This is a genomic window from Pandoraea sp. B-6, assembly GCF_000282835.1.
GTDB classification, from domain to species: domain Bacteria; phylum Pseudomonadota; class Gammaproteobacteria; order Burkholderiales; family Burkholderiaceae; genus Pandoraea; species Pandoraea cepalis.
The window spans coordinates 1-8,858 of sequence record NZ_AKXS01000166.1 but is presented as its reverse complement, the minus strand read 5'-3'; the positions used below and the strand labels follow the sequence as shown (position 1 = coordinate 8,858).

General features: G+C 65.1%; 8 protein-coding genes and 2 pseudogenes. All 10 read right to left on the bottom strand.

The window, feature by feature from the left end:
* Positions 1-826, bottom strand: a pseudogene (locus tag A985_RS0101580) (two-component system sensor histidine kinase KdbD); the annotation flags it as partial.
* A gap of 183 nt (positions 827-1,009) precedes the next feature.
* Positions 1,010-1,594: a potassium-transporting ATPase subunit KdpC gene (kdpC, locus tag A985_RS0101575; RefSeq protein WP_017231682.1), complete on the bottom strand. Its 585-nt coding sequence runs from the start codon at positions 1,592-1,594 to the stop codon at positions 1,010-1,012.
* A 77-nt stretch (positions 1,595-1,671) separates the two neighbouring features.
* A complete protein-coding gene (gene kdpB, locus A985_RS0101570) occupies positions 1,672-3,798 on the bottom strand; it encodes a potassium-transporting ATPase subunit KdpB (RefSeq protein WP_017231681.1) in 2,127 nt (708 codons plus the stop codon).
* 28 nt (positions 3,799-3,826) lie between these two features.
* On the bottom strand, positions 3,827-5,632 hold the full coding sequence (gene kdpA / locus A985_RS0101565; RefSeq protein ID WP_017231680.1) for a potassium-transporting ATPase subunit KdpA: 1,806 nt from the start codon (positions 5,630-5,632) through the stop codon (positions 3,827-3,829).
* Positions 5,629-5,721, bottom strand: a complete 93-nt coding sequence (gene kdpF, locus A985_RS27300; RefSeq protein ID WP_017231679.1) for a K(+)-transporting ATPase subunit F — start codon at positions 5,719-5,721, stop codon at positions 5,629-5,631. The genes kdpA and kdpF overlap by 4 nt, the downstream gene beginning before the upstream one ends.
* Before the next feature lie 260 nt (positions 5,722-5,981).
* Positions 5,982-6,110: pseudogene (locus A985_RS28010) on the bottom strand (amino acid ABC transporter substrate-binding protein); the annotation flags it as partial.
* Between the two features lie 136 nt (positions 6,111-6,246).
* On the bottom strand, positions 6,247-7,392 hold the full coding sequence (locus A985_RS23805; RefSeq protein ID WP_017231677.1) for an amino acid ABC transporter substrate-binding protein: 1,146 nt from the start codon (positions 7,390-7,392) through the stop codon (positions 6,247-6,249).
* A gap of 110 nt (positions 7,393-7,502) precedes the next feature.
* Positions 7,503-8,090, bottom strand: coding sequence for an AAA family ATPase (locus A985_RS0101545; protein ID WP_017231676.1), 588 nt, complete (start codon positions 8,088-8,090; stop codon positions 7,503-7,505).
* A complete protein-coding gene (locus tag A985_RS0101540) occupies positions 8,087-8,464 on the bottom strand; it encodes a cupin domain-containing protein (protein WP_017231675.1) in 378 nt (125 codons plus the stop codon). Before A985_RS0101540 ends, A985_RS0101545 begins: the two co-directional genes overlap by 4 nt.
* A gap of 32 nt (positions 8,465-8,496) precedes the next feature.
* Positions 8,497-8,858 (bottom strand): tetratricopeptide repeat protein (locus A985_RS0101535; RefSeq protein ID WP_017231674.1); only part of this gene is annotated, 362 nt, incomplete at its 5' end.

Genomic DNA, 8,858 nt, shown 5'->3' with positions numbered 1-8,858 from the left:
TCGCGGCGAGCCGCGCGGCCGCGCGGGCGAGCGCCACGCCCTCCGGGCCCGGGCCAATAGCGACGAGCAGCCGCTCACGGGCTTGCCACACCTGGCTGATCGATTGATCGGCGCGGTACTCGCGCATTTGCGCATCGACGCGATCGGCCGTGCGACGCAGCGCCAGTTCGCGCAATGCGATGAGATTGCCCTTGCGGAAGAAGTTGCGCACCGCGCGCTCGGCCTGCGCGGCCATGTACACCTTGCCCTCGCGCATGCGCTCGAGCAGTTCGTCCGGCGGCAGGTCGACCAACTTCACTTCGTCGGCCAGATCGAAGATGCGATCGGGCACCGTCTCCCACACACGAATGCCGGTGATTTGTCCGACCACGTCATTGAGTCGCTCCAGATGCTGCACATTGAGCGTGGTGTACACGTCGATGCCGGCGGCGAGCAATTCCTGCACGTCCTGCCAGCGCTTCAGGTGACGCATGCCCGGCACGTTTGCATGGGCGAGTTCGTCGATCAGCGCCACGGCCGGTTTGCGCGCCAGCATGCCGTCGAGATCGAATTCGCGCAGCACGCGGCCGCGGTAGTCGACCGACTTCTGCGGCAGGACTTCCAGCCCCGCCAGCAAGCGCGCCGTTTCGTCGCGGCCATGCGTCTCCAGCACACCGACCACCACGTCGGTACCCTCCTCGCTGAGCTTGCGCGCCGCCTGTAACATCGCGAACGTCTTGCCCACCCCGGCGGACGCGCCGAAGAAAATCTTCAGCCGGCCACGCTGCTCGCGGGCTTCCTCGCGCTGCAGCTTGCCGAGCAGTTCATCGGGATCAGGGCGTTCCATGCCAGCCATCGAATTCATCCATCAGAAAAGCGAGCGCCTCGCCATCAGGCGAGGCTCGCGTCGATGCATCGGTTGCCCGATGACGTCAAAAGGCGATACGCGCCGGGCGTGCCGCCAATCTACCGCAGGCGGCGAGGCAAGCCCAGCCATTCTCCGGTCTGCCTCGCCCGGTGGATACCCATTTCAGACGCTGCCGTGCGTCAGGGCGTCCAACGCGAGGTTCAGCGCCAGAACATTCACCCGGGGCTCTCCGAATATGCCCCACTGACGGCCTTGCGTGTATCGCGCAACCAGCGCGCGCACGGCGTCGGGGGCGAGGCCACGCGCCTTCGCCACGCGCGTGACCTGATACTCGGCGGCCGCCGGGCTGATGGCCGGATCGAGACCGCTGGCCGAGGCCGTGACCAGATCGCCCGGCACCGGCAGGGTTGCGCTCGGATCCGCCGCGCGCAACGCGGCGATGCGTGCCTTTACGGCGTCGGCGAGGGCGGGGTTGAGCGGGCCGAAGTTCGAGCCACCCGAGGACACGCCGTTATTGGGCATCGGCGCGGTGGCCGACAGACGTCCCCAGAAGTACTTCGGTTCATCGAAATTCTGGCCGATCAGCGACGAGCCGACCGCCTTGCCGTCTTTGTAGATGAGGCTGCCGACGGCTTCGCGAGAAAATGCCGCGCGGCCGATGCCGGTCACGACCAGCGGATACACCAGCCCTGTAATGACCGACAGCACGACGAACAAACTGAGCATCGGACGCAAAAGGGATTTCATGACATCGATTCCTTGAAGTTTCAGCAATGTGGCCCGAACGCAAGACCCATCGGCCATTGCGTTCGGGCGCCGCGCGATCAGGCCCAGCCCATCGCGGCAATGAACATGTCGATGACCTTGATGCCGACGAACGGCACCAGGATCCCGCCCAGACCGTAAATCAGAAGATTGCGGCGCAGCAGCGTCGCGGCCCCGACCGGGCGATACTTCACGCCCTTGAGCGCCAGAGGAATCAGCACCACGATGATCAGCGCGTTGAAGATCACGGCCGACAGAATCGCCGACGACGGGCTCGCCAGGCGCATCACGTTGAGCGCATCGAGTTGCGGATACGTCGTGGCAAACGCCGCCGGAATAATCGCGAAGTACTTCGCCACGTCGTTCGCAATCGAGAACGTGGTGAGGCTGCCGCGCGTCATCAGCATCTGCTTGCCGATCTCGACGATCTCGATCAGCTTGGTCGGATTCGAATCCAGGTCGACCATGTTGCCCGCTTCCTTCGCGGCTTGCGTGCCCGAGTTCATCGCCACCGCCACATCCGCCTGGGCAAGCGCCGGGGCGTCGTTCGTGCCGTCGCCGGTCATCGCCACCAGCTTGCCTTCGGCCTGGTACTTGCGAATCGTCGCGAGCTTCGCTTCCGGCGTGGCTTCGGCGAGGAAGTCGTCGACCCCGGCTTCGGCCGCAATGGCTGCCGCCGTCAAACGGTTGTCGCCCGTCACCATCAGCGTCGTGATGCCCATCTGGCGAAGTTCGGCGAAGCGCTCCTTGATGCCGCCCTTGACCACGTCCTTCAGCTCGATCACGCCCAGCGCGCGGGTCCCGAGTGTGTCTTGCTCGGCCACCACCAGGGGCGTGCTGCCGCGACGCGCAATCTCGTCGACCGCGCTGGCCAGCGCCACCGGCCATACGCCGCCGGCCGATTCCACGTAGCGCTTGAGCGCGTCTGCTGCGCCCTTGCGGATCTGCTTGTCCGCAAGGTCCACCCCGCTCATGCGCGTTTGCGCCGAGAACGGGATGAACAGCGCGTGCAGACCGCCCATTTCGCGCTCACGGAGATTGAAACGCTGCTTGGCGAGCACAGCGATGCTGCGCCCTTCGGGCGTCTCGTCGGCCAGCGAGGCGAGTTGCGCGGCGTCGGCCAGCGTGCGCTCGTCCACGCCCGGGGCCGGCACGAATTGCGATGCCTGACGGTTGCCCAGCGTAATCGTGCCGGTCTTGTCGAGCAGCAGCACATCCACGTCGCCCGCGGCTTCCACGGCGCGCCCCGAAGTGGCGATCACATTCGCTTGCATCATGCGGCTCATGCCGGCCACGCCGATGGCCGAGAGCAGCCCGCCGATCGTCGTCGGAATCAGACACACCAGCAGCGCGACGAGTACGGTAATCGTGACCGGATGCCCCGCTTGCGTGACGAACACGCTGTAGATCGAATACGGCAGCAGCGTCGCCGTGGCGAGCAGCAGCACCAGCGTAAGCGCGACGAGCAGGATCGTGAGCGCGATTTCATTCGGCGTCTTCTGCCGCTTCGCGCCTTCCACCATGGCGATCATGCGGTCGAGGAATGCCTCGCCCGGGTTGACCGTCACGCGCATGACCAGCCAGTCCGAGAGCACGCGCGTGCCACCGGTGACGGCCGAAAAATCGCCGCCCGACTCACGAATCACGGGCGCGGATTCGCCTGTGATCGCCGATTCGTCGACCGACGCTACGCCTTCCACCACTTCGCCGTCGGCCGGGACCACATCGCCCGCCTCGACCAGCACGAAATCCCCGCGACGCAGACTGGCACTATCGATAACCAGACACTCCGCGTCGCGCCGGGCCGAGCGCAATTGCTTGGCCGGCACGTTCTTCTTGGCCTGGCGCAACGAGGCGGCCTGCGCCTTGCTGCGGCCTTCCGCCAGGGCTTCGGCAAAATTCGCGAACAAGACCGTGAACCACAGCCACAGCGTAATGGCGAGGATGAACGGCGCGCTCGCCTCGGCGTGGCCCGCCGCAGCCATGCCGAACAGCACCGTCGTGAGCAGGCTGCCCACGTACACCACGAACATCACCGGGTTTCGGGCTTGCGTGAGCGGATGCAGCTTGCGGAACGAGTCGACAATGGCCGGCTTGACGATCGCGGGGTCGAACATCGACAGTGACGTCGACGTGTGCCCTTTGCCCGCCGGCCGGGTGACGGTATTTCCTGAGGGTTGATTCATGAGTGCCTCGAATGCCTCATTTCAATAATCAATGCGCGCCGATCATCGTCAGATGTTCGGCGACCGGACCGAGTGCGAGCGCGGGCATATACGTCAGCGCGCCCACCAACAGCACCGTACCGAGCAGCAGCACGACGAACAGCGGACCATGCGTAGGCAACGTGCCCGAGGTCGCGGCGATGCGCTTCTTGCGGGCGAGGGCACCGGCAATCGCCAACACCGGCACAATCACCCAGAAGCGGCCGAACCACATCGCGATCGCCAGCGTGCTGTTGTAGAACGGCGTGTTGGCCGACAGCCCGGCAAATGCGCTGCCGTTATTGTTCGCGGCCGAACTATAGGCGTAGAGAATTTCCGAGAAGCCGTGCGTCGCCGGATTCGCTACGCCCGCCTGCCCTGCCGGTACCAGCACCGCAAGCGCCGTGCCGAGCAGCACCAGCAGCGGCGTCATGAGCACGGCCACGGCGACCATCTTCATCTCGAACGCTTCGATCTTCTTGCCGAGATACTCCGGCGTGCGGCCGATCATCAGCCCGGCCACGAACACCGCGAGCATCGCGAAGACGAGCATGCCGTACAGGCCCGAGCCCACCCCACCGAAGATCACCTCGCCCAACTGCATCAGCAGCATCGGCACCAGCCCGCCCAGCGGCGTGAGCGAATCGTGCATCGCGTTGACCGCGCCGCACGACGCCGCCGTCGTCACCGTGGCGAAAATGCCCGAGGCCGCGATACCGAAGCGCGTCTCCTTGCCTTCCATGTTGCCGCCTGCCTGCGTGGCGCTCGCTTGCTGATCGACACCGAGCGTCGTCAGCACCGGATTGCCGGCCTGCTCGGCAGAGACCGTGGCCACGGCGGCAATCGAGAATGCAATCGTCATCGCGGCGAGCAGCGCCAGGCCCTGGCGACGATCGCCGACCATGCGTCCGAACATATGACACAGCGCCGCCGGGATCAGGAAGATCGCCAGAATCTGAAGGAAGTTCGACAGCGGCGTCGGGTTTTCGAACGGGTGCGCCGAATTCGCATTGAAGAAGCCGCCACCGTTCGTGCCGAGCATCTTGATCGCTTCCTGCGAGGCGACCGGGCCCATCGGCAGGGTTTGCGTCTGCGTCACGGCGGGCGTTGTCACCGGCTTGCCGGCGGCGTCGAGCTTCGGCTGACCGTCCGGGCCAAGCACCGGATTGTCGTAATGCGTGGCTTGCAGCGTGGTGACATCCTGATAAGCGCTGAAGGTCTGAATCACGCCCTGACTCATGAAAGCCGCTGCCAGCAAGACCGAAAGCGGCACCAGAATGTAGAGCGTAATGCGGGTCATATCGACCCAGAAGTTGCCGATCGTCTGTGCCGTGTGACGGGCAAAGCCGCGAATGAGTGCGACCACCACGGCAATGCCGGTGGCAGCCGACATGAAGTTCTGTACCGCCAGACCGAGCATCTGCGTGAGATAGCTCATGGTCGACTCACCGCTGTAGCCTTGCCAGTTGGTATTGGACACAAAGCTCACGGCCGTATTCATCGACGAGTCCGGGGTAACGGCCCCCAACCCTTGCGGATTGAACGGCAGCCAGACTTGCCAGCGTTGCAGGGCGTAGACGGCCAAGGCGCCGAGCGCGTTGAAGCCGACGAGCGCGATCGCGTACGCGCGCCAGTGCATTTCCTTTTCGGGATCGATGCCACACAGGCGGTAGAGCGCGCGTTCCATGGGCGCGAACCAGCGGTTCACGCGAGATTCGCCGGCGAGCACGTCGGCCATGAAGCGGCCGAGCGGGCGTGCCAGCACCAGCAGCACGACGAGGAAAACGCCGAGCTGAATCCAGGCGTTGAGCGTCATGCCAGATCCTCCGGCTTGAAGAGCGCGTAGACGAGATAAGCGAGCAGCGCGATCGTGAGTCCGCCGCTCAGCCAATACATGGCGGTCATTGCTGCCCTCCTACCGACGCGCAAAACGCGACAAAGCCGACGGTCGAGGCAGCAAACACCGCGATGACGCCGAGATATAGCCAGTCCATGACAACTCCCTATCGTGTGGCGGCTGGCACGCCACGGACGCGACGCGCCCTTGCATGCGCATGCCAGCCGTGCCTTGAACGATACGGATCGACGCGTAAAGACGGAGATAAAAGGGATAAACGGGGTGTAAACAACGCGTAAAAACAGCGCCCCGACAATACAAAAAGCCCACCGACAATGACAAAGTCGCCTGGCTTGCGCGCGGTGGCGCGCAGACCGGCGAGCAGCGCGTCGTCCAGGGCGAAGGCTTTGGCGCGGCCGGTTTCCAGCGTCAACATCGACTCGCCGTGATCGCGGGCGGGGAAGAGACGGACCGGGGCCCCTTTCTGCAGCGAGTTGGGTTTATGTCTGAGCGGCGGAAAGGGGCCCCGGTCCGTCGAGGAGGGGCGATATCGCGTCTTGAGGGACGGGGCGCGAGTGGATTCCCGAGGCGAGTCAGCCGCGTGGGGAGGAAGACGCAGCGGAGGTGTCGCGCTCCGGGGCGTGGGTGATGCCATCAGCGCTTGCCCCGTAACGCGCCCCAGCTTCCCAAATCGCGAGCACGTCGGGCGACGGGACGACCCGAAGGACATGCCCGAAAGGCGGCACGGCGGTCTGAAGCGACTCGCGTTGGAGTTGCCGCATGCCGTCGCTGCGGAAGATGTCCGCGAGTGCGGCATCGACACGCGTCTTGAACGCCGGATCGTCCTTGGGCAGCGCGAGGGCGTAGTGCTCGGGCTGAGTCGCCAGCGGTGGTCCGACGATACGGAAAGCGTCAGGCGACTTGCTGGTGGCGCGCAGGCCTTCGAGCAGCACGTCGTCGAGCGCGAGCGCTTGGGCGCGATGCTCGCGCAGCATACGAAACGCGTCGTCGTAGTCGCGCGCCATCAAGAGCTGAAAGCCTGCCCGCGCGTGCCGGGCGCGCACCAGCCGCTCGGCGGTCGTGCCTTGCACCACGGCCAGCCGCAATCCTCGCATATCGTCGATCGAACGAATCCCGGCGCCCTGCCGAACCATGAGGCGGACATTCGCGGCGTAATACGGCAGACTGAAGGCCACCTGTCGCTCGCGCGCGGCCGTGACGGTCGACGGCGCGCAGTCGATGTCGATGGCATCCCCCTTGATCAGCGGCCCGCGCATCTGCTCGATCACGCGCACGGGGGTAATGCGCAGGTCGGGCATCGCCATTTCGCGTTGCAACGCTTGCACAACGCGTTGGCACAGCGCCCACGCCAGCCCCATTGGCTGATCCTGCGCATCCACATAAGAAAATGGAACCGCCGTTTGCCGATAGCCCAGCACGATGCGTCCGCGTTCGCGAATGCGTGCCATCGTCGGGGACGCTTCGGTAATCTCGGCGAGCACCGCCGTGCCGTCGCCCGACGCCGCGGCCGAGTCCGCTATCGACCACGGGATCGCCGCCGTGCTCACCCGCGGTAGCCCGGGCACTGGCGGCTCGCCTGCGGGGGCCACCGCCGGGATGACGAGCGCCAGCCCGGCCGCCGCCGTCAGCACCCAGCGCAGGAATGGGTACAGGAATGAACGCAGAATACCTGCGACACGGGCCGCAGACAATGACAACCAGCAAGGTGGCAGAAACATGATCGAGGCGGGGACAGAGCGAAAAGTGTCCGTACCTTAGCAACGCCCTGCCCCGATCTTCCTCGCGGGAATCCCTTTTCGGACAATTCCCTAGGAACGTATTTCAAATATCAGCGAGTCTGCACCAGCAACGTTTGCAGCAGACGCTCGTCGTCTTCCGCCGTCGGCGCGGTATTGTCGTAGCGCGCCAGCTGCGGGAACGCCTCGGCGGACGGCGAGAACCGGCGCAGCCGGTAATCGTCCCAATGCGCCAGCTTATAAGCGTCGTTCGGATTGCCTCGGCTCACGATGCGCGCCTTCGCATCGGCCTCGCCGAGCTCGACCCAGACCACATGCACGCCCACGTCGTCATCGACACCCAGCCACGCGCGATCGAACAACCGCCCTTCGCGCAACTCGCGCGAGAACGGTCCGACCACCAGCACGTTCACCCCGAGACGAAGATTCTCGCGCGCCGTGTCCAGCAGTCCCGCGTACTCGGGGTCGCGCAACGTCTGCAAATACACTGGACTGTCGCGGTCATTCGGATTGCCCGTCAACGCGCCCATCACCGAAGCACTGTAAGCACCATAAAGCGTGTCTTTATCGAGCAGACAAAACGCTTCCCCACTGCGCGCAATCAGCGGGCCGATCAGGCGCTTCGCCAGCGTCGTCTTGCCCGCCCCGGCGTGACCGCAGAAAAAAATGAGGCGCCTCATGATTGCGCCTTGCGCTCGAACATCACGAAGTGTTTGCGCACCGGTTCGACAACCTCGAATACGCCCTCGAAGCCTGCCGGAATCACACAGGCGTCCCCCGGCCCGAACTCCGACGCGTTGCCGTCGAGGTCGCTGATGCGAATACGTCCTTCGATCACCGAAAAATATTCCTGACGATGCGGACCAAAGGCAATGCGCCACGCGCCGGGTTCGCACGTCCATTCGCCGCAATCGAACTCGCCCAGCGCGTCCGTGTAGAACGGTCGCGTCACCCGTTGCGGATTGCCTTCGAGGCGACGCGCTTGCGCGGGGTGGTCGAAGATGGCTTCACCCGCCTGGGCGGGTGCGAAAGTGATCAGAGCGGGAGCAGTCATCAGCGTGAGGAAAAAATGTCAACATAGTGGACTCAATTGAGCGCCGCGCTCAGCTTGCGGCGCCACGCGGCCACCGTGGCCGGGTCCGTCTCCGAGAGCGCATCGAAGATGGCCAGCATCGACTTGCGTGCGGCGTCGTCGCCAAACGCGCGGTCGCGCTGCACGATGTCCAGCAACGCCTGCAATGCCGGTTCGTAGGTGCGATCCGCCAGATAGCGGTTGGCAAGATCGAGCCGCGCCTGCAAATTGTCAGGATCCGCTTGCACGCGCGCAAGCAGCGCCTGCGCGGGCGGCAGATGACTCGCCTGCTCGGCGGCGGCAATGCGCGTGTTCAGCGCGGCGATGCGAGCGTCGCCACTGGCCGCCGTGCGCGGCGAGAGCAGCGTCAGCTCCG